Here is a 23,071-nt window from a genome sequence, read left to right on the forward strand (position 1 = left end):
AAGCGTACGGCGACGGTCGGGGTGCCCGGGAGGCGAGGGTAACGGTTCCGGCAGGTGGGAGATCAATCCGCCGGGCGCTGGTCAGGACGCGGGAGAGGGAACCACGCCGGTCGGCGTCGGGTTGGCGGCTGGGCCGCCCGGCGCCTCCCCGGCGATGCACCAGTCGCTTCCGTCGCGGGTGACGGTGAACACCAGCGGCCGGGCGACGGTGCGCTTGCCGGCGCTGACCGAGACCGAGACGCTGACCTCCTGCCCGAGCGGACCGGACCGGACGTCGGTGATGGCCGCCTCAGGCACCTGGAAGTGATCGGCGAAGTCGCCGTTGGGGCCGGTGGCGCCCAGGTCGAAGCCGTCGTGCAGAAGAGCGCAGAGCTGGCTGCGGCCAGCGGCGACGTCCTTGGCGGCCATCGCGTCGAGGTACGCCTGCACGCGCTCGCGGGAGCGGGCGGCGGCCTCCTCGGCGGGGGCTCGCGCGGGCTTGGCGGCCGGTTCGTCCTTGGCACCGCCACCGCCGATCCCGCAGCCGACCAGGGCGACCGGCAGCAGCACCAGCCCTGCGGCCGTTGCCGCCAGCTTGCGGTGGGTCGGGTGCATGACCACCTCCGTCGACGGTGAGATCGAGACCTGCCGAGCCGGGAGTCTGCCACATCGAGCTGGCCCGACCCAACGACGGCGGCCCGGCCGACGCTGGGCGTCGACCGGGCCGGGGTGTCACGGGCGGGGAGGGGCGGTGCGTGCCCCTCCCCGCCGTGTGGGTGGTGCGTCGGCCTTCGGCTCAGCCGAGACCGCCCTTGATGGCGCCAATGAGCTCGCCGTTGCCGGTGTCACCGGAGAGCTCCCAGAAGAACGCGCCACCGAGGCCCTGGTTCTTCGCGTACTGCATCTTGCCGTTGATGGTCGACGGGGTGTCGTAGCTCCACCAGTTGCTGCCGCACTTGGCGTACGCGGTGCCGGCGACCGTGCCGGTGGTCGGGCAGGTGTTCTTGAGGACCTTGTAGTCCTCGATGCCCGCCTCGTAGGTGCCCGGTGCCGCGCCGGTGGCGCTTCCACCCGGGGCGGCCTGGGTGACCCCGGTCCAGCCCCGGCCGTAGAAGCCGATGCCGAGCAGCAGTTTGTTGGCCGGGACGCCCTTGCTCTTGAGCTTCTGGATCGCCGCGTCGGAGTTGAAGCCCTGCTGCGGGATGCCGGTGTACGAGGTGAGCGGGGAGTGCGGTGCCGTCGGACCCTGGGCGGCGAAGGCCCCGAAGTAGTCGTAGGTCATCGGCATCAGCCAGTTGAGGTTGCCGATGGCGCCGGCATAGTCGGTGGCGTCGATCTTGCCGCCGTTGCTGCCGTCCGCGGTGATCGCGGCGGTGACCAGGGCGTTGGAGCCGAACCTCGACCGCAGCGCGCTGATCACGTTCTTGAACGCGTTCGGACCGCTGGTGTCACAGGTCAGGCCGCAGGCGTTGGGGTACTCCCAGTCGACGTCGATGCCGTCGAAGACGTCGGCCCAGCGCGGGTCCTCGACGAGGTTGTAGCAGCTCTCGGCGAAGGCGGCCGGGTTCTGCGCGGCCTGGGTGAAGCCGCCGGACCAGGTCCAACCGCCGAACGACCAGATCACCTTGAGGTGCGGGTTCATCTGCTTGAGCTTGCGCAGCTGGTTGAAGCTGCCACGCAGCGGCTGGTCCCACGTGTCGGCGACGCCGTCCACGCTGTCCGCCGCCGTGTACGCCTTCTCGTAGTCGGCGTAGCTGTCACCGATGGCACAGCGGCCACCGGTGGTGTTGCCGAAGGCGTACAGGATGTGGGTCAGCTTGGCGGCGGAGCCGCTGGTCTGGATGTTCTTGACGTGGTAGTTGCGTCCGTAGACGCCCCACTCGGCGAAGTAGCCGACGACCTTCTTGCCACCTGGGTTCGGCGGGTTGGTGGTCGGCGGTGCCGTGGTGGGCGGGGTGGTGGTGGGCGGCGTCGTGGTCGGTGGGGTGGTGGTCGGCGGCGGGGTCGTGGTCGGCGGGCTGGTGGGGGTGCCGCCGCCGCAGGGTGCGCCGTTGACGGTGCAGTTCAGCGGGGCCTTGAAGGCGCCGGTGCCGTTGTAACCCCAGTTGAACGAGGCACCCGGGGCGAGGCCGCCGGCCCAGCTCTTCTTGACCGCGACGTAGTGGTTGCCGCTGCTGGTCACGTCGGCGTCCCAGGCGCTGCTGATGGTGGTGCCCGACGGCAGGTCGAACTCGATGCGCCAGGTGTTGACGGTGGCACTGGACCCGTTGGTGACGGTCACCTTCGTCTCGTGACCGGTCCCCCAGTCCTGTGCCCTGGTGAACGTGGTGGTGACACTGCCGGCGCCGAACGCGGTGGTCATCGGCACCGCTGCGACGGTCACGGCGACCACGGCACCGGCCCAGAGGGCCCGGCGGAGCGATCTTTTCATGAGGCGTCTCCCGAACTGTTAGGAAACTTTCCAAAAGAGATGGTGAGACGGTACTCACGGCGTTATCACTTAGTCAAGATGTGCATGTTTCGATTTCTCCTGGTGCGTGGAGTGCCCCTGCTCCGCCCGTCCCCGGGGCCCCGCCCGCCGGGCGCGTAGCCTCGGACCATGACCGTCTTCGACATCCCGATCGACGCCCTCAACGGCGGCCCCGCCAACCTGGCCCGCTACCGCGGGAAGGCGCTCCTGGTCGTCAACGTGGCCTCCCGCTGCGGCCTCACCCCGCAGTACGCCGGCCTCCAGACGCTCGCGGACTCCTACGCCGACCGCGGCCTGGTGGTGCTGGGCGTGCCCTGCAACCAGTTCGCCGGGCAGGAGCCGGGCAGCGCCGCCGAGATCAGTGACTTCTGCCAGGTCAACTATGGGGTTACCTTCCCGCTGACCGAGAAGGTCGACGTCAACGGTCCGGACCGGCACCCGCTCTACGCCGCACTCGTGGACACCCCGGACGCCGACGGGCACACCGGGGACGTCCGGTGGAACTTCGAGAAGTTCCTGGTCGCCCCGGACGGCAGCGTCGCGGCCCGCTTCGCCCCAACGGTCGAGCCCGACGCCAACGACCTGCGCGCCGCGATCGAGAAGGCCCTACCGACCCCCGCCTGACTCGCCCCGGGCAAGCGCCGCCCACCCCGCCCCGGGCCGCCTTGATCACGCTTGAATTGTTCGTCACCTGAGAGTGGCATGTCCCCGGAGAGCCGACTGGCGACCAGCGTGAGCAGTACGTTGTGCAGGACGGGCTCTCGGCGCAGCCAGGCGCCCGCCGTGGTGGCGAAGGTTGCGAGATCCTCGACGAGACAGCGCATGCCCGGCAGTCTGCGCAGCCGGTCGGCATCCCGGCAAGCGGAATAACCCACCACCCTAGTCGGGAATGCGTCGCGGGTGGACGGAGTTGGGAACCAACATGACAACTGTGGGACTGATCGGCAGCGGCAACATCGGCGGCACGGTGGCCCGGCTGGCGGTGGACGCCGGCTACGAGGTGGTGCTGAGCAACTCACGTGGGCCGGAGACGCTGAAGGATCTCGCCGACGAGTTGGGCAAGCACGCCAGCGCCGGCACCGTCCAGGACGCGGCGCAGGTGGGTGACCTGGTGGTGGTCAGCGTGCCGCTGAAGGCCTACCGGGCGGTGCCCGTGGAGCCGCTGGCCGGCAAGGTCGTCATCGACACCAACAACTACTACCCACAGCGCGACGGGGCCTTCCCGGAGCTGGACGCCGGCGAGATCACCAGCAGCGAGCTGCTCCAGCAGCACCTGCCGGAGGCCCGGGTGGTCAAGGTGTTCAACAACATCTACTTCAAGCACCTGGCCGCGCTACCGCGGCCGTCCGGAGCGGCAGACCGCAGCGCTCTCGCGATCGCCGGCGACGACGCCGCCGCGAAGGCCGAGGTGACGGCGTTCCTCGACCGAATCGGCTACGACGCGGTCGACGCCGGGTCGCTGGCCGAGGGGTGGCGCTACCAGCCGGACACCCCGGCGTACGGCGTGCTTTACTCCGCCGACCCGACGGACTGGGCGCACCCGGCCCAGGGCGGCGCCGAGAAGCTGCGCGCCGCCCTGGCCGCCGCGACCCGCTGAGCAACGCCGCCGCCCTCCCCGCGATCCCCTATCGGGTGGTGGTGCGGAGGGCGGCGGCGAGTTCGTCGTCGTAGCTGGCGATCGGCTGGCCGTCCGAGGCGTACGCGACGAGCCGCCCCTTGGCCATGGTCGCCGAACGGAACGAGAACGTCAGCGTCCCCGGGTACGCGTCGAGCAGCGGGACGGCCCGAGGTGCCCCGCCCGGGGCGGAGAAGTATTCCAGCCTCGCCACCTGCGGGGAGACCACGCCGTTGACCCGGACCTTGGTCTTCTCGGCTCGGGTGCCGAAGGTGACCGGCGCGTCGGTGCCGTAGGCGGCGCACTCGACCGGGCCACGGCAGACGAAGAAGTATCGCGGGTTGGCCACGTCGTCGAGGGCGTACGCCTTGAAGGTCGGGTCCGCTCCGGCGGGCAGCGGCTGCACGGCGAAGAAGGCGACCGCCACCGTGGCCGTGACGCCCACCCGCAGCCAGCCCCTCCCGGCCGCCGGCCGCCGGTTCGTGCGAGCGGCGGCGACCGCGACACCGCCGAAGCCGGCCAGACACAGCAGGCACACCCCGACGGCGCGGGCGTTCTCGAAGAGGAACTGCACGCCGGGCCGCATCGACACCGGGCTGAGGACCGCGCCCAACGAGACGACCATGGCGGCGAGCAGCGCCGCGCCAGCCGCCCGCTGGGTGACGCCGGACGCGCCGATCAGCAGCATCGCCGCGAGCACCGGCCACACCTGGTGGTGGGTCCAGGACACCGGGGACGCGGCGACGGTGGCGCAGCCGACCAGCACGGCCGCGTGTCCCGGGCGACCCTCCGACGTCAGGTGCCGGGCCCGCAGCAGGGCCGCCGCGCAGATGAGTGCCACCAGACCCGCCCAGAGCAGTGGCAGCGCCGACTCGTCGACGCCGACGCGCAGCAGCATCCCGTGCACGGACTGGTTGCCCAGCGAGGCCAGGTTGCCGATCCGCGAGGTCTGCCGCACCGCCTCGCTCCAGTAGGTCCAACTCTCACCCGGCAACACGATCGCGGCGAGAGTCGCGCAGGCCACGAACGTCGCCACCGCCCGACCGGCATCGCGGTAGCGGCCGGTGGCGAGGAAGTAGACCACGAACAGCAGTGGGGTCAGCTTGATCGCCGCGGCGACCCCGACCAGCACCCCGCGCAGCCGGGGTGGGACGACGCCCATGCCGTCCAGCAGGGCCATCAGCACGATGAAGATGCTGACCTGGCCAAAGCGCAGGTTGCTCTGCACCGGCGCGGAGAGCATCAGCACGGTGGCCGCCACCGCCACGACGAGCGGCCGCCGGGACTGCCGGGTGGTCAGCGCGACACCGACGGCCCCGGCGATGGCGACGACGGCCGCGCAGGTCGCGACCAGCCAGATCCCCTGCAGTACGCCCTCGCTCACGGCGGTGATCGGCCCCAGCACGAGGGCGGCGAACGGCGGGTAGGTGAACGGCCCGCCGTTGTCGGCCGCGTATTCGTACAGCGGCCGACCGTTGTGCAGGTCGGACAGCGCGCCGTAGTAGATGTGCAGGTCGGAGAGGCGATCCGGGCGCCTGAGAACGAGCACACAGGACACCAGTGCGACGACGACGAAGGCCGCCCACACCAGCGCCACCCGGCGATCCCGCATCGACCGAGAATAAAACAGCACGCCGGTCGATGTCGGCCCGCAAAAACATCCTTTCGGCAACTTGCGCTGGAGTCCCGTAAACGGGACCCTGTTCTCTGGGTTGCCGCCCGCTCACCGAACGTGCTTCCGGAGGCGACATGCAGACGCTCCGTACCGTGCCCCGCCGGCTGCTGGCCGGCTCCGGCGCGCTCCTACTCAGCACCGCCCTCGCCGCCACCGGCACCCCCGTGCCGGCCAGCGCCGCGACCAGCGTGGACACCATCGGATACGTCCGGCTCGCCCACCTCTCCCCGGACACTCCGGCCGTCGACGTCTACCTGACCGCGCCGGACGCCGCGAAGCCCAAGGTCTTCCCCGGGGTCGGCTACGGCGTGGTCTCCGACTACTTCGAGCTGGCACCCGGCCGGTACGCGGTGGCGATGCGCGAGGCCGGCGCCCCGGAGAGCGGTCCCCCGGTGCTGACCACCGAGGTCGCGGTGACCAGCGGTGACGCCTTCACGGTGGCCGGTGTCGGCCGGCACGCGGACCTGGGGTTGCGGGTGCTCAACGATGACCTCAGCGCGCCCGCGCAGGGCCACGCCAAGGTGCGGGTCGTGCAGGCTTCCGTGCGCACCCCCGTGCTGGACGTGGCCGCCGCCGACGGCCCGACGATCGCCAACGGCGTGCAGTTCGCGACCACGACCGAATACCAGCAGGTCGAGCAGGGCAGTTTCCGGCTGCGGCTGACGGGCGCTGGCGGGCCGAGTGCCGACGCCGAGGTGCGGCTCACCGGCGGCGCGGTCTACTCGCTGCTGGTGCTCGACGCGAAACAGGGCGGGCTCACCGCTGAACTGCGCCGCGACGCGAAGGGCGGCACGGTCGTCCCCGCCGGCGGGGTGGACACCGGCGCTGGCGGCACCGCCGGGGCCGGGCTCGGCGCGTACCCCCTGGTGGCCGGCGGGTTGGCCGCGACAGCCGTCGCGGTGACCCTGCTGCTGTGGCGTCGGCGGCGGCGCACCACCTGGTGACCAACGGGCCCGACGCGTCGATCCGGCGGCACCGCGACCGGCGGGTGCCGCTGGGCGCGCTGATCGCGGCCGGCGCGGCGGTCTGCCTGGCCGCCGGCACCGGGGTCGGGCTGGCCACCAGCGGCTCGGCGCCCGGGTCGGCGCCGCCGATGGCGAGCTGGCACCCCGGCTGCACCGACGACTGCCCGTCGGTGGCTGCGGCGTCCGTGCCGCAGGGTCCACCCACCCGGGTACGCGTACCCCGCATCGCTGTCGACTCCGCGCTCACCGTGTTGGGCCTGGACCGCGCCGGTGCGCTGATCCCGCCGAGTGACTTCGACGCCGCAGGCTGGTACGGCGGCGGCCCGGCACCCGGCGACACCGGTCCGGCCGTGCTCGCCGGGCACCTGGACTCCCGGCGCGGCCCGGCGGTGTTCGCCCGGCTCGGTGAGCTGCGCCCCGGTGATCGGGTGGAGGTGTGGCGCGGCGGGCAGCGGCTGTCCTTCCGGGTGACCGGGTCGGTGCGTGTCCGCAAGGATCGCTTTCCCACCGAAGCGGTCTACGGGCCGACGCCGGGTCCGGAGTTACGCCTGGTCACCTGCGGGGGCGACTTCGACCGGCGCAGCGGGCACTACCGGGACAACGTGGTGGTCTTCGCGGTGACCGAGGCCGCCGGCCCGACGCTGCCGGACTCCGCCGCGGGTTAGGCCACCGGTCGGCAGCTCAGGTGCGGCGTCAGAGCGGGCGATAGCCCAGGCGCCGCGTCAGAGCGGCCGACGGCCGGCGAAGCCGCACTCGGCCCGGTGGTACCAGCGCACGTCGGAGTCGCCCTCCAGCCAGCACCAGAGCACGGCGCGGCCGGCCCGCTCGCCGGGGAAGTCGAGCAGCACCGGGGCGATGCCCTTGACCTGGATGTCGTGCTGGTGCAGCTCGTCGACGACGGCGTGCAGCCGGGCCTCCAGGCCCTTCACCTCAGCCAGCCCGCCGAGCGCGCTCACGCCGTGGTCGGCCAGGTCGGCGCGCAGCTCGGCCAGGTCGGCCCGGACCCGGATCAACTCGTCGACGCGCGGTTGCAGGGTGGCCACCAGGTGCCGGGCCTGGGCGAGTGTGAACACGGGGCCAGTATGCGGCACACCCAGCCCCGCGACGCGCCCGCAACGGTCAGTCGGCCTGGGCCGCCAGCTCCCGGGCGCGGTCCCGGGCAGCCTCCAGCGCGGCGAGCAGCGCCGCTCGTACGCCGTGCTTCTCCAGCTCACGGATCGCGGAGATGGTGGTGCCGGCCGGCGAGGTGACTGCCTCGCGCAGCTTGACCGGGTGCTCGCCGGAGTCGCGCAGCATCACCGCGGAACCGATCGCGGTCTGCACGATCAGCTCGTGCGCCACCTGCCGGGGCAGCCCGAGCAGGATCCCCGCGTCGATCATGGCCTCGACGAGCAGGTAGAAGTAGGCCGGGCCGGAGCCGGAGAGCGCGGTGACCGCGTCCTGTTGCGATTCCGGCACCCGGATCGTCTGCCCGAGCGGCTTGAACATCTCCTCGGCCAACGCCAGGTGGGTCCCGGTGGCGTACGCGCCCGCCGAGATCGCTGTCATCGCCTCGTCCACCAGCGCCGGGGTGTTGGTCATCACCCGGACCACCGGGGTGCCCTCGGGCAGCCTGCGGTTGAAGAAGCTGGTGGGCAGACCGGCGCAGAGCGAGATGACGAGCTTGTCCGCCGGCACCTTGGGGCCGATCTCGTCGAGCAGAGCGGCGGCGTCCTGCGGCTTCACCGAAACCGCGAGCACCGCCGCCTCGTCCACCGCCGTCAGGTTGTCGACGACCCGTACGCCGTAGCGGGCGGTCAACTCCTCGGCGCGAGCCGGACGGCGGGCGGTGGCCACCAGCCGGTCCACCGGCCATCCCGAGCGCAGCAGCCCGGAGAGCATCAGCTCACCGATCTTGCCCGCACCGATCACCGCGACCGTGTGCACCCCGGCTGACATCTCGGCCCGTACCTCCTCGCGTGGGGTGGCGGCGCGGCGGACCCGCAGGCCCGCCGCGCCGCCGACCGTCGATCAGCTGCCGAAGAAGACCTCGGCCTCGGCGTACCGCTCCAGCGGAACGGTCTTCAGCTCGCGGGTGGCCTCGGCCAGCGGCACCCGGACGATGTCCGTGCTCTGCATCGCGACCATCTTGCCCCAGTCACCCTCGTTGACCGCGTCGATGGCCTGCAGGCCCAGGCGGGTGGCGAGCACCCGGTCGAAGGCGGTCGGAGTGCCACCGCGCTGGATGTGGCCCAGCACCACGGTGCGGGCCTCCTTGCCGGTCTTGGCCTCCAGCTGCTCGGCGAGCCACTGGCCGATGCCGCCGAGGCGGACGTGGCCGAACGAGTCCAGCTCCTGGTTGGCGAGGACCATCTGGCCGTCCAGCGGCTGGGCGCCCTCGGCGACCACCACGATCGGGGCGTACTGGTGCTGGAAGCGCTTCTCGACGTAGCCGGCCACCTGGTCGACGTCGAACTGCCGCTCGGGCAGCAGGATCACGTTGGCACCGCCGGCCAGGCCTGCGTGCAGGGCGATCCAGCCGGCGTGCCGGCCCATGACCTCGACGACCAGGGTGCGGTGGTGGCTCTCCGCAGTGGTGTGCAGGCGGTCGATGGCCTCCATCGCGATGTTGACCGCGGTGTCGAAGCCGAAGGTGTAGTCGGTGGCGCCGAGGTCGTTGTCGATCGTCTTCGGCACGCCGACCACGTGCACGCCCAGCTCGTAGAGCTTGGTGGCCACGCCGAGGGTGTCCTCGCCGCCGATCGCGATCAGCGCGTCCACGCCCTGCTCGGCGAGGTTGTCCTTGATCCGCTCGACGCCGTTCTCGATCTTGAACGGGTTGGTACGGGACGAGCCGAGGATGGTGCCGCCACGGGGCAGGATGCCGCGGACGTCAGCGATGCCCAGGGGCCGGGACAGGCCCTCCAGCGGGCCCTTCCAACCATCCCGGAAGCCCACGAACTCGTGACCGTAAGTGGCGACGCCCTTGCGGACCACCGCCCGGATGACCGCGTTGAGACCGGGGCAGTCGCCGCCGCCGGTGAGCACGCCGATACGCATGATCCGCTCATCCTCCTGGAGCATCAGGTAAAGCCCGATATGCCCCAGGGTATGTGTCAGGTCAGACCATCGGCGCCGTTGCCGGCCCGGGGCGGGCCGTCACTGCGCACTGTAGTCGGCCCGCCGGTACGGCGACAGCGCGCCCCGGGGCGAGGGCCTTCAATCGCCGCTCAAAAGGTCACCTGATGGCTCTCGCCGACCTCGGGCGGCTGGCCGGTGGCCGCCGCCTTCGCGTAGCCGAGCAGGTTGACCACGGTGCTACTCGGCGAGTCCCAGTACTCGGCGGAGCTGGCGTGCACCTTGATCAACGTGAGGCCGGGGGTGTCCAGCCCATCGGGAAACCACGCCTTGAGCAGCGGGTTCCACAGCCGCTCGGCGCGGGCCCGATCGAACCCCTCGGTGGCGGTGCCGGAGATCGACACCCAGGCGTGGTGCTTCTGGTCGGAGAAGGCGACGTTGACCTCCGGATTCACCCGGAGCTGGCGAACCTTGGCCGAGTCGGCGTAGGCGAAGAACCACAGGTCGCCGTCGAACTCGGCCTCCTGGAGCCCCATCGGCCTGCTCACCTGCCGCCCGTCCAGAGCAATCGTGGTGAGCATGCAGATCCGCGCGGCCCGGGCCAGCTCGGTCACCCGGGCGCGGGCCTCGGCGGCGCTGGTCGGCTGGTTGCTCATGGCACACTCCCTCGGCTCGGCTGGTCGAACCGATGCCCGGGACAGAACCGGTCAAACCTACAACGGCACGACCGCCACTCAGCGGGTCGTCATCGCCCGCCGGCTGTCATCGCCCGCCAGCGGGCCAGATTGTGCCGGGCGTCGACCAGCGCGTCGTGCCGGGCCGCGTCCGCATCCGGCAGAGAAGGCCGACCACGGTCGTCCCAGAGCTGCCGCAGCTCCTTGGTGTAGCGGGGAATCTCCCGGGGCAGCGCCGGCATCGCACCCCAGAGCTGAGCGAGCACCACGTGGTCGTACGCGGCGAACCAGGCCCACAGCTCCAACTGCTCCCCCGGCCGGTCCCGGATCGGCTCGACCAGGAAGTCGTACAGGTCGTCACGGATGCGCTCGCGTGACCGCCAGGCCCGGTCCGCCGGGGAGGGCAGCTTGTCCAGCACGTTGCGCCGGACCCAGGGCACGGCGCGGGAATCGTCGAACTCGGTGGAGACCGCGTAGAACTCGCGGCCGTACTCGTCGACGACACCGATCGAGACGAGGTCGACGGTGGTGCCGTCCTCGATGAACTCGCAGTCGTAGAAGTAGCGGTAGACCATTCCGGCCATCCTCGCCCACCGCCACACGGCCGTGCCCGGCGGGGCCCGCCCCGACGCTGACGGCGGGCCCGTTCGGCACCGGAAATAACGGTGGACAGCAGCTCGCGACAGTCACGGAAGTGCTTCGAGGGGTGTACAGCAAGCGACCGGACCGTCATGATCTGATGTGTACCGCTACCGGACGCCGAATCGGTGTCAGTTCACCTTGTCAGGGCCATCAGGTTCACCCGGTGAGCGAGTTTGTGGTCCATGACCGGGGAGGGGTTGGGCCGTGGAGATGCGCCTGCCGGAGCCGGGTGACGCGCTCACAGGTGTCGAGATGTTCGCCGGCTTGGAGCCCGAGGTGCGGCAGCGCGTCATCGCCGCCGCCGTCCCGCGCACCTACCGCAAAGGCCAGCTGCTCTTCGTGGAGAACGACCCCGGTGAGTCGCTGATCGTGCTGCGCCGCGGCGCGGTGGCCGTCTTTCGCACCGCACCCACCGGCGAGCGGGCCGTGCTGTCGGTGATCCGACCACCGGACGTGCTCGGCGAGGTCTCCCTGCTCGACGCATCCACCCGGTCCGCCTCGGCCGAGGCCATCGAGGACTGCGCGGCGCTCGCGCTCTCGCGGGGCGCGTTCATGGAGCTGGTGCACTCCAACCCCCGCATCCTGGACGCGGTGATGCGCTCGCTGGGCGGGCTGATCCGCCGACTCACCGAGCAGAACGCCGACCACGTCTTCCTCGACCTGCCCGGTCGGGTGGCCAAGACGCTGGTCCGGTTGGCCGGCGAAAGCCAGGCACCGATGATCACGATCGAGCTCAACCAGAGCCAGCTGGCCGAAATGGCCGGTGGTTCCCGACAGAGCGTCAACCAGGCGATCGGCTCGTTCGCCAGCCGTGGTTGGCTGCGTACCGAAGGTCGCCGGATCGTGGTGACCGACGTGGCCGCGCTGCGTCGCCGCGCCGGCATGAACGAGCGCTGACCAGCGCGAGGTCAGCGGTTGCCCACCAACAGCTGGGTGTTGTCGAGATCCGTCACGACGACGGGCATTCCACAGTGACCGACCGAGGACGCCACCAGCGACGGCAGAGCCGGCGGCTGCGGACACGGGCACGACTGGCACCGACCAACGGGTGAGGCCGGCAGACCCGTGGGCCCGCCGGCCTCATCCGGCCGATCAGTTGTCCGTGTCGTCGGCCGGCGGCGCGCCCGGCCCCGGACCGATCTTGTTCGGATCGGTCGGCTTACCGGACGTGGGCGTGCTCGACGAGGTGGTCGTGGTCTCCCCCGACCCGCCCGACTGGCCTTCCGGCTCTTCCACCATGCCCTGCTCCTCAAGTTCGGCGAGAGTGACCGCATCGACGTCGATCGTGTCGCCCGGGGCCCACCGCGTACCACCCGGATCGGTCCACGAGGCGGACAGTCGTACCTGCACGGCACTCTCCCTGACATGAAACTTCCTGATAGGGAACACTAACGCCGACCGATCGATGGCGTTGCCCGCCCGCACGTCGGGTAGCCGACTGGCCGGGGTGGCCGCGATACTGACCCCTCTCGCCCACGGAGCTGAACATCGACCTCAGATGTGGACACTGCGCCCGCGCGGCTGGTCCGGACGACCGCTTCTGCGGCGGGTGTGGCCAGCCGCTCGCGGTCACGTGCGCGCACTGCGGGCACCCCAACAGCACCGAGGTCAATTTCTGCACCAGCTGCGGTCAACCGCTGCGGGAGCACGTCGTCGTGGTGCAGGAGGACCGGCGCCAGGTCAGCGTGCTCTTCGTCGACATCGTCGACTTCACCAGGTACGCGGAACGGGCCGACCCGGAACAGGCCCACAGCCTGCAGCAGACCTACTTCGCCACCGTGCGACGGATCGTGCACCAGTACGGCGGGGTGGTCGAGAAGTACATCGGGGACGCGGCGATGGCGTTGTTCGGCGCGCCGGTGGCCACCGACAACGACGCGCTGCGGTGCGTCCGCGCCGGCCTGGAGCTTCAACGCAGCCTGGCCCACCAGCCCAACGGCACGCAGCCGCCGCTCGGCTTCCGGGTCGGCATCGCGACCGGCGAGGCCCTGGTCGACCTCTCGGCCACCCGCGACGGCGGGCAGGCCTTCGTCACCGGCGACGTGGTCAACACGGCGTCCCGGTTGCAGGCGTTCGCCCCGGCGGGCGGCGTCGTCGTCGACGAGAGCACCTGGTCGGCCACCCGCCACGAGATGGAGTACGCCGACCAACCACCGGTCACGCTGCGCGGCCGCTCCGCGGTGAGCCGGATCTGGCTGGCCGTGCGGGTCCGGCCGCACCGGGACCCGCACACCGCCGAGCTGACGCCGATGGTGGACCGGGAGCACGAGCGTGGTCTGCTGGTCAACGCGCTGCACCGGACGGTGACCGAGCGGACGTCCCAGTTGGTGACGGTGTTCGGCCCAGCCGGTGTGGGCAAGAGTCGGCTGCTTCGTGAGCTCGCGCGGCACGCCGCAAGCCTGCCCGGACCGCCGGTCACCTGGCTGGTCGGGCAGTGCCCGCCGTTCGGCGAGAACGTCACCTGGGCCGCCTTGGCGGACATCGTGAAGAGTTGGGTGGGCGTGCCCGAGGTCGACGACCCGGCCGCCCTGCGCGAGCGGCTGCGGGCCCGCCTGGGGCAGCTCGCCGACCCGCACGCGATCCGGCTGGCCGAGGCGCTCGGGCCGCTGATCGGCGTACCGGGCGAGCGACTCACCCCCGGCGAGACCGAAGCCTCCTGGCGGCGGTTCCTGCTCGCCCTGGCCGCCACCGGTCCGACCGTGCTGGCCTTCGAGGACATGCACTGGGCGGACCAGTCGATGCTCGCCTTCGTCGAGCAGTTGGGCGCGACGGCGCGTGGCGTGCCGCTGCTGGTCGTCGCGACCGCCCGCCCGGAGCTGCGGGAACGACACCCGTCGTGGACCGCGACGATCAGCGGCGCGATGTCCATCTCGGTGCCGCCGATGCACGACGCCGACATCGACACGCTCTACTCGCTGTTGCTCGGACAGTCCACACTGCCCACGACCGCGCGTACGCCGCTGATCGAGTTCGCCGACGGCAACCCGCTCTACGCCCAGGAGTACGCCCGGATGCTGCTCGACGGCGGCCTGCTCGACGCGGTGCGCTCGGCCGCCCGCCTCGACCCCGACGGTGGCGGGGAGATGCCCCGGACGGTGCAGGCGGTCATCGCCAACCGGCTCGACCTGCTCGACCCGGCCGACCGGGCGGTGCTCCAGGCCGCCGCGGTGGTCGGCGTGCAGTTCTGGGCCGCGCCGGTGGCGACGGCGCTGGGGCGGCCGGTGGAGTGGGTGGAGCGTGCGCTGGACCGGCTGCAACGGCGCGACCTGGTGTACGAGCAGGGCACGTCGACGATGCCCGGCCAGTCCGAGTACCGGTTCCGGCACATCCTGGTGCGCGACGTCTGCTACCAGCGGCTACCGAGGGCCGAGCGGGTCCTCCGGCACCAGCGCACCGCCGACTGGATGGCGCAGCTCACCGACGGCCGACAACACGACCTGGCCGAGGTGCTCGCCAACCATCGCTGGGCCGCACACGAGATCGCCCGGACCGTCGGGCTGGACACGGCCCCCTACGCCCCGCCCGCGCGGGCCGCGCTGCACCGGGCGGCCCGCCGGGCGTACGAGCTGCACGCGTTGGACACGGCCGCCGCGCTGGTCGGCCGGGCGCTGGCCCTCGACGTCGGGCCGGACCCGGCGCTGGAGCTGTTCGAGGCGGAGTTGGCGTTCTACCGCGACGGCGACGCGTTCCTGGTCGCCGGTGGCACGGACACCCTCAGCCGGCTGGCCGAGCGGCTCACAACCGGTGGTGACCGGACGGGTGCGGCGCGGGCCTGGACACTGCTCGCCACCGCGGCGTGGAGTCGGGCCGACCGTTCCGCGACCCTGCACTGCCTGGACCAGGCGATCGGCATCTACAGCGAGTTGCCGGACAGCCAGGAGAAGGCGGGTGCCCTGCTGGAGCTGGCCCGCGTGCACATGCTGAACGCGGAGACCGACCCGGCGTGCGCCGCGGCCCGGGCCGCGGAGATCCTCGCCGAGAGGCTCCAGCTGCGCGAGGTGCGGGCCAACGCCCGGATCACCCTGGCGGTCGCGCGTTACCTGGCCGGCTCCGACTCGGCGTACCCGGAGCTGGTCGAGGTGACCGAGCACTGCAGGGTGGAGCGCCTGACCAGTCGACGCCGGGCGGTGCAGAACCTGGCCTGGGCGTTGCAGGAGGAGGGCGACCTGGCCGGCTCGGCTCGGCTGGTCGACGAGCAGCTCACCCTCGATCTGGGCGGCGAGCACAGCCTGGCGACCAGCTTCGCCGACCAGTGGGCGCGGGCGTACTACGCGGGTGACTGGACGGCCGCGCTGGCGATGGCAGCGGAGTCGACCCGTCGGCCGACCGCGGAGTGGGACCTGCACATCGTGGCGGTCTCCGGCTGGATGCGCGGGCTGGCCGGAGCGGAGTCGGGCAGGGCTGCGGGACCGGGCGGGGCGGGTGCGGATCTGGTCGAGCAGGCGCTGGTGGCGGCCCGCCGCAGCGGGTTCCATCGGGTGCTGCGCTCCACCCTGGCGCACGCCGCGCTGTGCCGGGCCGTGCAGGGCCGCCGGGACGAGGCGATGGAGCTGCTGACCGAGTTGGACGAGGACTGGCGACGGACCCGGATGATCCCGTTCGCGGAGTGGGTGCCGGCCGTCGGGCACGTCGCCGGGGTACTCGGGGCCGACGCCGCCCGGCTGGTCCGGGAGTTGCTCGACCGGGCACCCCGGATGACCCCGTGGGCCCGCGCCGCCCGCCAGGTCGCCGACGCCACGCTGGCCCGGCACGGCGGGGACGCTGCCACCGCCGCAGGCCTGCTGAGGTCCGCGTCAGCGAGTTACGCCCAGATGGCCGATGTGACCGACGAGATCATCACGACGGCGTTGGCGGTCGGCCCGCTCGCCGAGATCGACCCACCCGCCGCCGCCACGGCCCGTGCCCGCCTGCACGACTTCGCCACCCGACACCACGCTCCCACCCTGCTCCACCTGCCCTGAGGGCCGCACCCGTCGGGGCGGTCCCCCGATCGCTGGCAGTGGAGCAGGGCGGCGCTCGGCGTGTCGGGTCACCCAGGCGCCAACGATCATCGAGATCGCACTTGTTGCGCAAGAAGGGACAAAGAACACCTGCCGCGACCTGCGGCGGTGGCCCTGACTTTGGAAGACGCGACACAACGCACTCCCGGAACCATGCCCTGACGTGTCACGATTCAGGGCACGGCGTGCGGACGGACGTCGAGGAGCCAGGGGCGGTCGCGTCGCGAGGCGCGTTAAGGGGGATGTCCGGGTGTCAGCGGGTGGGGCCCGCCGGGGACGGCGGGACAACGGGCTCGACGCGAACGAGTACGCCGTCGTCGGCGACGTCGATCCGCGCGTCGGCGAGCACCTGCTCGACGTGCTGGCCGCCGGCGGGATCGCCGCCTACCTGCAGCCCTCCGCCGACCTCAACCCGGTCACCCGCACCACCACCGTTCCGGCCAGGCCGGTCGACCGGCTCTACGTCGACCGCTCGCACCTGACCACCGCACGCGACTACCTGACCCAACTCGCCGACGAGACCACTCCGGAGCAGCCGCCGGCCCGTGACGAACCGGACATCGACGCCGAGTGGGCGCGGATCGTCGCCGGCTTCCACACCTCCTCCGCTACCGGTGAGCACCCGTGGCCGGCCTCGGAGGACGTGGACGAGCGGGACACCCAGGACGAGCCGTCCGCCGGCCCGCTGGCCCGCTCCGGGACCGATGAGCCCGGTCCGACCGCCACCGATGTCCGCCGGCTACCGTCCGCGACCGACATCTCCGGGATCTCCGTCGGGCGCGGCGCCCGGCCGGACGAGCCGTCGCTGCTGGACGGGCTGGACACCTTCGGCGCCGACCTGCCCGACGACGAGGACGACGAGGGTTACCACCCGCCGCCACCGCCGCCGCTGCCGCGGATCAGCAAGTACGCGGTGGTCGGCGTGCTCGGCGTGGTCGTCGGGTTCGTGCTGTTCCTCTTCCCATGGTTGGTCCCGGTGGACCGCTCGGCGGTCACCCTGTTCGGGTTCACCGGCATCCTGGCCGGTTTCGTCACGCTGATCTGGCGGCTGCGCCCCGGCGACGAGGACGAGGACGACCCGGACAACGGCGCCGTCGTCTGACCCTGGCTCGTATCTCGGGACAGCGCCGACCCGCCGAGGGCGTAACAGTGGTGTAACTTACTGTCAGTAGGAATACCGCCGTACGTCACTCCCTCCGCTGACTGACCGGTTTTTCCTTGTTCGCGGCGGTCAGCCCTCAGCTGATCGGAATGCCCGAGATGCGACAGAGTTCCCTCGTGGTGGTGGCCAACCGCCTCCCCATCGACGACAGCCAGGCGCCCGACGGGGCCTGCGAATGGCGACGCAGCCCGGGTGGGCTGGTCAGCGCGTTGCACCCACTCCTACGGCACACCCCGGCAACCTGGGTCGGCTGGGCCGGCGGCACCGGGCCCGCCCCCGCACTGCCGGACGTGGACGGCGTCCGGATGCACACCGTCGCGCTCAGCCCCGATGACCTGCGAGACCACTACGAGGGGTTCGCCAACGCCACCCTCTGGCCGCTCTACCACGACGCCGTCGAGCAGCCACAGCATCACCGTCGGTGGTGGGAGGCGTACCAGCGGGTCAACCAGCGCTTCGCCGAGGCGACCGCCGAGGTGACCGAGCAGGGCGGGATGGTCTGGGTGCAGGATTACCACCTGCAACTCGTCCCCGGCCAACTCCGGGCGCTGCGCCCGGACCTGCGCATCGGGTTCTTCCTGCACGTGCCGTTTCCACCGCCGGAGCTCTTCATGCAGCTGCCGCGCCGGGCCGAACTGCTGCGCGGGATGCTCGGTGCCGACCTGGTCGGCTTCCAGCGCGTGCAGGCAGCGCACAACTTCGCCCAACTGGTGACCAGGGTGCTGGAGCTGCCGGCCACCGACCGGCGGATCGGCATCGACGACCGGGTCGTCCGCATCGGCGCGTTCCCCGTCTCCATCGACACCGCCGAAATGAGCGCGCTCGCCGCCCGCCCGGACGTGGCCGCCCGCGCCCGCCGACTACGACAGGACCTCGGCGACCCCCGGCAGGTCATCCTCAGCGTCGACCGGATGGACTACACCAAGGGCATCGAGCAGCGCCTCAAGGCGTACAGCGAGCTGCTCGCCAGCGGTGACGTCAAGGTCCGCGACACGGTGCTGGTGCAGGTCGCGATGCCGAGCCGGGAACGCGTCGGTCAGTACCAGATCCTCCGTGAGCGGATCGAGCGTGAGGTGGGCCGGATCAACGGCGAGTTCGGCCGGGTCGGCGAACCGGCGATCCACTACCTGACCCAGCCCTTCGACCGCGCCGAGTTGGCCGCGCTCTACCGGGTCGCCGACGTGATGGCGGTGACCCCGTTGCGCGACGGGATGAACCTGGTCGCCAAGGAGTACGTCGCCGCCCGGGTGGACGACAACGGCGCTCTGCTGCTCAGCGAGTTCGCCGGCACCGCCGCCGAACTGTCCCAGGCGTACCTGGTCAACCCGCACGACCTGGAAGGGCTCAAGCAGGGCATCTGCGCGGCGCTGCGGGCCAGCCCCGACGACATCACGCAGCGGATGCGGGCCATGCGTGCCCACCTGAGCCAGCACGACATCCGGGCCTGGGCCCGCTCCTACCTCCGCGCACTGGACGAACGCGGCGCCCTGGTCGGCCATCCGACCAGCGCCAACGCCACCCCCGACGACGCCGCCCGGGTGCCCCGACCCGTAACCCCGACCGCCGCACAGGCCGCCCGCCAGACCAGCGGCTGACCGGGCCACCCGCCAGACTGACGGCGCGGACCTTGACCGGCGTGGGGCCCGCCCGGTTGCCCTGACCGGCGTGACGCCGGCTCGGTTGCCCTGACCGGCGTGACGCCGGCTCGGTTGCTCAGTGCGCTGCGGGTTCCTTCTCCAGCCAGTCCAGGATCGCGTCGATCGGCTCCGCCCAACGGGCGTCCAGCATCACGTCGTGGCCCATTCCGGGGAAGAGCAGCGGCGCCGAACCGTACCGGCGGGCCACCCGAGTCAACGTCGACGCGGGCACCACCCGGTCATCGGGGCTGCCCAGCACCAGCACCGGCGGTGTGCCCACGGCCGGCTCGGCCTCCGGCTCGCCCAGCAGCGCCCACTGCGCCCGCCGGCCCGCCCGACCAAGCCGTCCGACGTACCGCCGGGCCTCCTCGTCGGGCAACTCACGACTGAACAACTGCCCACGGTTGAGCCGCAACGGCCCACCGAACACCGCCGGCAACGTGCCCGCCGGGTTGCGGCGCAACGCCGCCCCCAGCACTCCCCAACCGCCGAAGACCGGCGCCACCAGCACCGCAGCCCGCGCCGGGTAGCGGGCCAACGCGTGCGCCACCACCAGAGCCCCGGCACCGTGCCCCACCAGCACCGCCTGGCGCGGCAGGCCCGCGGCCACCTGGACCACATCGTGCGCGTACGCCCGCAGCGTCGCCTCCGGCGCCGGCTCACTGCCACCGTGCCCGCGCAGGCTCACCGCGTACGCCGGGAAGCCCCGCGACGCCGCATGACCCAACCAGTGCTCGGCGAACGCCCACGCACCGTGCCCGAAACCGGGAACGAAGAGCAGCGGCGGTCGCCCCTCCTCCAACTGGGGAATGGCGCTGAGCACCTCCCGCCGGGCCGGCCGGACCGGACGGGACCACTCCCGGCCCCGCATGATCCGCAGCTCACTCCTCGCGCTCACCGGTCAGCCTTTCGTTCGCGACGCTCCGGTCGGCAACTCACTTGCCCTCCAGGTCGTGCAGGGCCCGCTGGACGGCGCGCAGGTAGTCGGCGTGACCGACCTCGAACCAGTGTCGGCTGCTCTCCTTGACCTGCCCGGAGTAGCGCTCCCCGGCCCGTTCACGCACCCGCCGCGCGAACGCCGCAGCCCGCTCCGGTCGGTCGCGGCGGGCCTGCAGCAGACGAGCGAAGAGCACCGTCTGCCAGTGCGAGAGCGTGAACAACCCGGAGTCCGGCTGCACCAGGCCGGCGACCGCCAGCGTCGGATGGCCCGGGGTGAACGCGTTGAGCCACAACGTGGGTCGGCCCGCCCCCGCACTGTCACCGAACACCGACGCGTCGAGGAACTCGAAACGCGGCAGGTAGCCGGTGGCGAAGATGACCACCTCGGGGTCGATCTCACGACCGTCGGACAGCTCCACTGCGTACGGGTGGAACCGGGCGATGTCGGGCACCGGGCCGATCCCACCGTGGCCCACGTAGTAGACGAGCTGACTGTTGGCGATCGGGTGCGTCTCGTACACCCGGTGGTCGGGCTTGGGCAGTCCGAAGCGGGTCAGGTCGCCGACGGTCAACCGCAGCGTCCAGTGGTAGAGCCACTGCCGCACCCGCAGCGGCACGCGCATCGCCAACAGGCTGTCATTCACCTGGTCGGCGGGGCGGCCGAGCACGTACTTCGGCGCGTACCAGTAGCCGCGCCGGGTGGAGTGCCAGCAGTGCGCCGCCTGCTGGGCGGCCTCGACGGCGATGTCGCAGCCGGTGTTGCCCGCACCGACCACCAGCACCCGCTTGCCGCGCAGCTGCGCCGGGTCCTTGTAGGACGAGGCGTGCATGATCTCGCCGCGGAACTGTTCGAGGCCCTCGTAGCGGGGCAGCTTCGGCGACCAGTTGTGCCCGTTGGCGATCACCACGGCCGCGTACCGGGAGGTGCGCTCCGGACCGTAGCCGCCGGTCGAGCGGGTGGTCACGTCCCACCGTTCCCCCTCGGCGGGCTCGACCCGGACCACCTCGGTGCCGAACCAGATGTGCGAGCGCAGGTCGAAATGGTCGGCGTACCCCTCGAAGTACGACAGCAGTTGGCTGTGGTGCGGGTAGTCCGGCCAGGAGTCCGGCATCGGGAAGTCGGGAAACTGGGTGAACGGCTTCGACGAGATCAGGTGGGTGCTGGCGTACACCGGGCTGCGGTCGTGTCGCCAGTTCCAGGCGCCGCCGACGCCCGTCTCCCGCTCGTAGCAGTCGACGCCGAACCCGTGCTCGCGCAGATTCTTGATGGCCGTCAGGCCGCTGGCCCCGGCCCCGATGACGCAGACCGTGTCGCCGCGGTCGGAGACCGGGGGGCCGTCGCTGCCCAGCCCGGACGAGGTCGCCTCCGGGTCGGGCCGGCCGTGGTCGGTGGAGGTGGACACCGGGACATCTCCTTTTGTGCGGCACGCGTGCCGGTCGCCGCGAAATCCTCTCCACAACGGGGCCGGATGTCCAGTCCTGACGCGGACAAATCGACGGTCGGGCCGGGTTGAGGTCAGCCGGTGGTGGGCAGCAGCAGGTCGACGAGGACCGGGAAGTGGTCGCTGGCCCGGCGGGTCTGCGCGGTGTCCACCACGTCGTAGTCGACCACGGTGATCCGCGGGTCGACGAAGAGCGCGTCGATGCGCCGGCGCGGGTCGGCGCAGGAGTAGGTGAGCCGGTCCGCCCGGTCGGCCGCCACCGCGGCGTCGGTCAACCCGCGGGACACGGTTGCCCACGCGGGCCCGTCCGGACCCTCGTTGAGGTCCGCCCCGGCCAGCACCGGGCTGGTCGCCGCGTCCAGCCCGCGCTTGAACTCGGCGGCCTGCGCCGGACGCTCGGTCGGGTCGGTGGACAGGTGCGAGCCGGCGAGGGTGAACCGGGCGTCGCCCACCCGGCAGTCGGCGTACGCGGCGCCGCGCAGGTGCCGGCCGGGGGTCAGCGGGAAGCGTTGGCATCGGGTGCCCCGCACCTGAACCCGCAGGCTGGTCAGCAGCAGGTTGCCCAGCGCGGGCAACCCGCCGGCGGCCACCACCAGGCCGAACGACTCTGCCAACGTGGCGGACTTCTGCCGCCACCGGAACCGGCGCGGCCCCTCCTGGACGATCACCACGTCCGGCGTCGCGGCCCGCACCACCGCCGCCAGCGCGGCGGTGTCGTCACGCTGACCGTGGATGTTGTACGACACCACGCGCAGCGGCACGCCCGCACCCTGGCCCATCCCGGACCGCTTCAGATCCTGCGGGCCAGGTCGGCGGCGCCGATCACCCCGGCGCTGTTGCCCAGCTCGGCCGGGAGCACCTGGGCCACCGGCAGGCGACCGCGCTGGGCGAGCGCGTCGAGGTACGAGCGGCGCGTCGGGCCCAGCAGCAGGTCGCCGGCGTCGATCACACCGCCGCCGACGACCAGGGTCTGCGGGTCGAGGATCTGCGCCATGTCGGCGAGGCTGGTGCCCAGCCACCGGCCGATCTGTGCGAACGCCTCGGCGGAGACCGGGTCGCCACCCTGCGCGGCGGCGGTCACCATCGGGCCGGTGATCGCTTCGGCCTCCCCGCCGGCCAGGGCCAGCAGCGCGGTGGCCCGGTTGGGCTCCTGCCGGGCGCCGGCTCGGGCGAAGCGCACGAGGGCGCTGCCGCTGGCGTACTGCTCGATGCAGCCCAGCCGCCCGCAGCCACACTGGTGCCCGTCCGGCACGGCCAGCATGTGGCCCAGCTCCGCGGCGATGCCGTGGGCGCCCCGCATCAACTCGCCGCCGAGGACGATCCCGCCGCCCACGCCGGTGCCGATGGTGAACATGATCATGGAATCGTCGGCGTCGCGGGCGGCGCCGTAGCGGAACTCGGCCCAGGCGGCCACGTTTGCGTCGTTCTCCACGATCACCGGCAGGCCGACAGCCTTGCTGACGTAGTCCCGCAGCGGTTCGTCCCGCCAGGCCAGGTTGGGGGCGAAGAGCACGGTCGAGCGGCTGGCGTCGATCCAGCCGGCCGCGCCGATGCCGACGGCCTCGATCGTCCGCCCGGCGGCCAGCTCGCCGACCAGCTCGATGATGACGTCGCGGGTCTTGCCGACGTCATCGGCGGGGGTGTCCCGTCGGGTCTGCACGAGGACTTCGCCGGTGTCGTCCACGACACCGCCGGCCACCTTCGTGCCACCGACGTCGACTCCGATGGTCAGCGTCACCGCTGCCGCTCCCCTCTGCTGTGCTGTCCGGCCCGCGTTCCGGCCACATGCCGGTCCGGGTCGGTATGTCCCGCGC

21 protein-coding genes are annotated in these 23,071 nt (G+C 72.1%); 8 read left to right on the forward strand and 13 right to left on the reverse strand.

The genetic code is table 11. The features are described 5' to 3' along the window. Positions 1 to 81 precede the first annotated feature (81 nt). Together JOD64_RS05935 and JOD64_RS05940 are read right to left on the reverse strand one after the other, a co-directional pair. The gene (locus JOD64_RS05935; protein ID WP_204941313.1) at positions 82 to 594 is read right to left on the reverse strand and encodes a nuclear transport factor 2 family protein; all 513 of its coding nucleotides are present in this window, start codon (positions 592 to 594) and stop codon (positions 82 to 84) included. Positions 595 to 775: 181 nt separating this feature from the next. Further along, a complete protein-coding gene (locus JOD64_RS05940) occupies positions 776 to 2,410 on the reverse strand; it encodes a glycosyl hydrolase family 18 protein (protein WP_204941314.1) in 1,635 nt (544 codons plus the stop codon). A gap of 168 nt (positions 2,411 to 2,578) precedes the next feature. Between JOD64_RS05940 and JOD64_RS05945 the strand changes: the two genes are divergently transcribed. Both JOD64_RS05945 and JOD64_RS05950 read left to right on the forward strand, forming a co-directional pair. Further along, a complete protein-coding gene (locus JOD64_RS05945; RefSeq protein ID WP_204941315.1) occupies positions 2,579 to 3,073 on the forward strand; it encodes a glutathione peroxidase in 495 nt (164 codons plus the stop codon). Positions 3,074 to 3,371: 298 nt separating this feature from the next. Continuing rightward, positions 3,372 to 4,046, forward strand: coding sequence for an NADPH-dependent F420 reductase (locus JOD64_RS05950; RefSeq protein ID WP_204941316.1), 675 nt, complete (start codon positions 3,372 to 3,374; stop codon positions 4,044 to 4,046). Positions 4,047 to 4,074: 28 nt separating this feature from the next. On the opposite strand, the gene JOD64_RS05955 is transcribed toward JOD64_RS05950, so the two are convergent. Next, on the reverse strand, positions 4,075 to 5,676 hold the full coding sequence (locus JOD64_RS05955) for a glycosyltransferase 87 family protein (RefSeq protein ID WP_204941317.1): 1,602 nt from the start codon (positions 5,674 to 5,676) through the stop codon (positions 4,075 to 4,077). A 137-nt stretch (positions 5,677 to 5,813) separates the two neighbouring features. On the opposite strand from JOD64_RS05955, the gene JOD64_RS05960 reads away from it, so the two are divergent. Then, entirely contained in the window at positions 5,814 to 6,683 is an 870-nt protein-coding gene (locus tag JOD64_RS05960) for a DUF4397 domain-containing protein (RefSeq protein ID WP_204941318.1), read from the forward strand. Then, positions 6,653 to 7,369: a class F sortase gene (locus JOD64_RS05965; protein WP_307813258.1), complete on the forward strand. Its 717-nt coding sequence runs from the start codon at positions 6,653 to 6,655 to the stop codon at positions 7,367 to 7,369. Before JOD64_RS05960 ends, JOD64_RS05965 begins: the two co-directional genes overlap by 31 nt. A gap of 57 nt (positions 7,370 to 7,426) precedes the next feature. On the opposite strand, the gene JOD64_RS05970 is transcribed toward JOD64_RS05965, so the two are convergent. The 5 genes from JOD64_RS05970 to JOD64_RS05990 all read right to left on the reverse strand — a co-directional run bounded on the left by JOD64_RS05970 (position 7,427) and on the right by JOD64_RS05990 (position 11,010). Continuing rightward, positions 7,427 to 7,777: a DUF2203 domain-containing protein gene (locus JOD64_RS05970; RefSeq protein ID WP_110564124.1), complete on the reverse strand. Its 351-nt coding sequence runs from the start codon at positions 7,775 to 7,777 to the stop codon at positions 7,427 to 7,429. Positions 7,778 to 7,823: 46 nt separating this feature from the next. Continuing rightward, positions 7,824 to 8,642, reverse strand: coding sequence for a pyrroline-5-carboxylate reductase (gene proC / locus JOD64_RS05975; protein ID WP_204941319.1), 819 nt, complete (start codon positions 8,640 to 8,642; stop codon positions 7,824 to 7,826). Positions 8,643 to 8,714: 72 nt separating this feature from the next. After that, positions 8,715 to 9,743 (reverse strand): 6-phosphofructokinase, encoded by a 1,029-nt coding sequence (locus JOD64_RS05980; protein ID WP_204945925.1) that lies wholly within the window; start codon positions 9,741 to 9,743, stop codon positions 8,715 to 8,717. Positions 9,744 to 9,913: 170 nt separating this feature from the next. Next, entirely contained in the window at positions 9,914 to 10,417 is a 504-nt protein-coding gene (locus JOD64_RS05985) for a pyridoxamine 5'-phosphate oxidase family protein (RefSeq protein ID WP_204941320.1), read from the reverse strand. An 89-nt stretch (positions 10,418 to 10,506) separates the two neighbouring features. Continuing rightward, a complete protein-coding gene (locus JOD64_RS05990; RefSeq protein WP_110564193.1) occupies positions 10,507 to 11,010 on the reverse strand; it encodes a polyadenylate-specific 3'-exoribonuclease AS in 504 nt (167 codons plus the stop codon). A gap of 271 nt (positions 11,011 to 11,281) precedes the next feature. Here JOD64_RS05990 and JOD64_RS05995 point away from each other — a divergent pair, with 271 nt between their 5' ends. Further along, positions 11,282 to 11,974, forward strand: a complete 693-nt coding sequence (locus tag JOD64_RS05995) for a Crp/Fnr family transcriptional regulator (RefSeq protein ID WP_204941321.1) — start codon at positions 11,282 to 11,284, stop codon at positions 11,972 to 11,974. A 195-nt stretch (positions 11,975 to 12,169) separates the two neighbouring features. Here JOD64_RS05995 and JOD64_RS06000 read toward each other — a convergent pair whose 3' ends face one another. Continuing rightward, complete coding sequence (locus JOD64_RS06000) at positions 12,170 to 12,427, reverse strand: hypothetical protein (protein WP_204941322.1); 258 nt, start codon at positions 12,425 to 12,427, stop codon at positions 12,170 to 12,172. 137 nt (positions 12,428 to 12,564) lie between these two features. Here JOD64_RS06000 and JOD64_RS06005 point away from each other — a divergent pair, with 137 nt between their 5' ends. The 3 genes from JOD64_RS06005 to JOD64_RS06015 all read left to right on the forward strand — a co-directional run bounded on the left by JOD64_RS06005 (position 12,565) and on the right by JOD64_RS06015 (position 18,834). Continuing rightward, positions 12,565 to 16,038, forward strand: a complete 3,474-nt coding sequence (locus JOD64_RS06005) for an ATP-binding protein (RefSeq protein ID WP_204945926.1) — start codon at positions 12,565 to 12,567, stop codon at positions 16,036 to 16,038. 289 nt (positions 16,039 to 16,327) lie between these two features. Beyond that, the gene (locus JOD64_RS06010) at positions 16,328 to 17,179 is read left to right on the forward strand and encodes a DUF308 domain-containing protein (RefSeq protein ID WP_204941323.1); all 852 of its coding nucleotides are present in this window, start codon (positions 16,328 to 16,330) and stop codon (positions 17,177 to 17,179) included. A 158-nt stretch (positions 17,180 to 17,337) separates the two neighbouring features. Further along, the gene (locus JOD64_RS06015) at positions 17,338 to 18,834 is read left to right on the forward strand and encodes an alpha,alpha-trehalose-phosphate synthase (UDP-forming) (protein ID WP_239559426.1); all 1,497 of its coding nucleotides are present in this window, start codon (positions 17,338 to 17,340) and stop codon (positions 18,832 to 18,834) included. Positions 18,835 to 18,952: 118 nt separating this feature from the next. On the opposite strand, the gene JOD64_RS06020 is transcribed toward JOD64_RS06015, so the two are convergent. The 4 genes from JOD64_RS06020 to JOD64_RS06035 all read right to left on the reverse strand — a co-directional run bounded on the left by JOD64_RS06020 (position 18,953) and on the right by JOD64_RS06035 (position 22,995). After that, positions 18,953 to 19,747: an alpha/beta hydrolase gene (locus JOD64_RS06020; RefSeq protein WP_204945927.1), complete on the reverse strand. Its 795-nt coding sequence runs from the start codon at positions 19,745 to 19,747 to the stop codon at positions 18,953 to 18,955. Positions 19,748 to 19,811: 64 nt separating this feature from the next. Beyond that, positions 19,812 to 21,218: a flavin-containing monooxygenase gene (locus tag JOD64_RS06025; protein ID WP_204941325.1), complete on the reverse strand. Its 1,407-nt coding sequence runs from the start codon at positions 21,216 to 21,218 to the stop codon at positions 19,812 to 19,814. Positions 21,219 to 21,331: 113 nt separating this feature from the next. Then, a complete protein-coding gene (locus JOD64_RS06030; protein WP_204941326.1) occupies positions 21,332 to 22,036 on the reverse strand; it encodes an endonuclease/exonuclease/phosphatase family protein in 705 nt (234 codons plus the stop codon). Positions 22,037 to 22,047: 11 nt separating this feature from the next. Beyond that, positions 22,048 to 22,995, reverse strand: coding sequence for an ROK family glucokinase (locus tag JOD64_RS06035; RefSeq protein ID WP_204941327.1), 948 nt, complete (start codon positions 22,993 to 22,995; stop codon positions 22,048 to 22,050). Positions 22,996 to 23,071 lie beyond the last annotated feature (76 nt).

This window comes from Micromonospora luteifusca (assembly GCF_016907275.1).
Classification (GTDB): domain Bacteria; phylum Actinomycetota; class Actinomycetes; order Mycobacteriales; family Micromonosporaceae; genus Micromonospora; species Micromonospora luteifusca.

Excerpts from the sequence above, each read along its gene's own strand:
- JOD64_RS05935 (WP_204941313.1), bottom strand. The coding sequence starts at position 594 with ATGCACCCGACCCACCGCAAGCTGGCGGCAACGGCCGCAGGGCTGGTG.
- proC (WP_204941319.1), bottom strand. The coding sequence starts at position 8,642 with ATGTCAGCCGGGGTGCACACGGTCGCGGTGATCGGTGCGGGCAAGATC.
- JOD64_RS05950 (WP_204941316.1), top strand. The coding sequence starts at position 3,372 with ATGACAACTGTGGGACTGATCGGCAGCGGCAACATCGGCGGCACGGTG.
- JOD64_RS06020 (WP_204945927.1), bottom strand. The coding sequence starts at position 19,747 with ATGCGGGGCCGGGAGTGGTCCCGTCCGGTCCGGCCGGCCCGGCGGGAG.
- JOD64_RS05955 (WP_204941317.1), bottom strand. The coding sequence starts at position 5,676 with ATGCGGGATCGCCGGGTGGCGCTGGTGTGGGCGGCCTTCGTCGTCGTC.
- JOD64_RS06030 (WP_204941326.1), bottom strand. The coding sequence starts at position 22,036 with ATGGGCCAGGGTGCGGGCGTGCCGCTGCGCGTGGTGTCGTACAACATC.
- JOD64_RS05960 (WP_204941318.1), top strand. The coding sequence starts at position 5,814 with ATGCAGACGCTCCGTACCGTGCCCCGCCGGCTGCTGGCCGGCTCCGGC.
- JOD64_RS06015 (WP_239559426.1), top strand. The coding sequence starts at position 17,338 with ATGCGACAGAGTTCCCTCGTGGTGGTGGCCAACCGCCTCCCCATCGAC.
- JOD64_RS05985 (WP_204941320.1), bottom strand. The coding sequence starts at position 10,417 with ATGAGCAACCAGCCGACCAGCGCCGCCGAGGCCCGCGCCCGGGTGACC.
- JOD64_RS05980 (WP_204945925.1), bottom strand. The coding sequence starts at position 9,743 with ATGCGTATCGGCGTGCTCACCGGCGGCGGCGACTGCCCCGGTCTCAAC.
- JOD64_RS05945 (WP_204941315.1), top strand. The coding sequence starts at position 2,579 with ATGACCGTCTTCGACATCCCGATCGACGCCCTCAACGGCGGCCCCGCC.
- JOD64_RS05940 (WP_204941314.1), bottom strand. The coding sequence starts at position 2,410 with ATGAAAAGATCGCTCCGCCGGGCCCTCTGGGCCGGTGCCGTGGTCGCC.
- JOD64_RS05990 (WP_110564193.1), bottom strand. The coding sequence starts at position 11,010 with ATGGTCTACCGCTACTTCTACGACTGCGAGTTCATCGAGGACGGCACC.